Below are 1,095 nucleotides of genomic sequence, written 5' to 3'. Positions count from 1 at the left end.
CTACGGCTACCCGCAGCAGGCCCCGCAGCAGGGCGGCTACAGCCAGCCCCAGCAGCCGGGTCCCTACGGGCAGCAGCCGCCCCAGGCTCCGTACGGCCAGCCGCAGGCTCCGTACGGCCAGCAGCCGCAGGGTCCGTACGGCCAGGTCCCGCCCCCGCCTTCCGGTGGCGGCGGCAAGAAGACCGGCCTCATCATCGGCGTCGTCGCCGTGGTCGCGGCAGCCGCGGTCGGCGGCTACTTCCTTCTCGCGGGCGGTGACGACGACAAGGGCGGCGGCAAGAACGGCGGCTCCTCGAGCGTCGCGGACGGCGGCGTCAAGGACGACGGGAAGCACAAGCTCACGACGCCCGAGACCGTCCTGACCGAGTACAAGAAGAAGCCGGACGGGGCCAGCGGCCTGAACAGCATCGACCTCGACAAGGCCGAGGCGGCCGGGGTGAAGAACCCCAAGGACGTCCAGGCCCAGTACCAGTCGGGCAGCGACGACAACCCGATGGCGCAGAAGGTCCTGACCTTCGGCGGCGTCTACGGCGACATCAAGGACCCCGAGGGCGTCGTGGACCGCATGTTCACGAACGCCAAGGAGAAGAACGAGGCGTCGGCGGACACCGGTGGCGGCGGGCAGGTCACGCTCGTCGGCGAGCCGAAGGAGTACAAGCCCGCAGGGCTCGACGGTGCCGTCCTGAAGTGCCAGGAGATGAAGGTCGACCTGGGCAGCGGCGCGGGCACCAGCGGTTCGACGTCCGGCGCTTCCGGGCCGAGCGAGATGTCCGCCGCGACCTGCATCTGGGGCGACCACAGCACCATCGGTTACGTCGTCGGCACGGACGTGGCGAGCGCCGTGTCCGGCAAGTCCGCGGACCTCGACGAGGCCGCGTCCACCACGGCCAAGTTCCGCGGGGAAGTGCGCGTCAAGCTCTGACGCCGCCCGCCGGCCCGACGGCGAACTGAGGGGCCCCGGTCGGCGACCGGGGCCCCTGCGCCAGGATGTCGGGAACACATAAGCGTTTCGGAGGGGATCCACGCGATGAGCTACAACCAGCCGGGCCCGTACGGCGGGCAGCAGCCGCAGCAGCCCGGGCCGTACGGCGGCGG

At 71.5% G+C, this 1,095-nt stretch carries 1 protein-coding gene; it reads left to right on the top strand.

Annotation, left to right across the window (positions count from 1 at the left end; genetic code table 11):
* The coding region (locus tag ACFWZ2_RS43665; RefSeq protein ID WP_384555365.1) for a hypothetical protein at window positions 1–922 on the top strand (922 nt) is incomplete at its 5' end.
* Window positions 923–1,095 lie beyond the last annotated feature (173 nt).

Source organism: Streptomyces sp. NPDC059002 (assembly GCF_042740435.1).
Lineage (GTDB): Bacteria > Actinomycetota > Actinomycetes > Streptomycetales > Streptomycetaceae > Streptomyces.
This window is presented reverse-complemented; position numbering and strand designations above follow the sequence as displayed.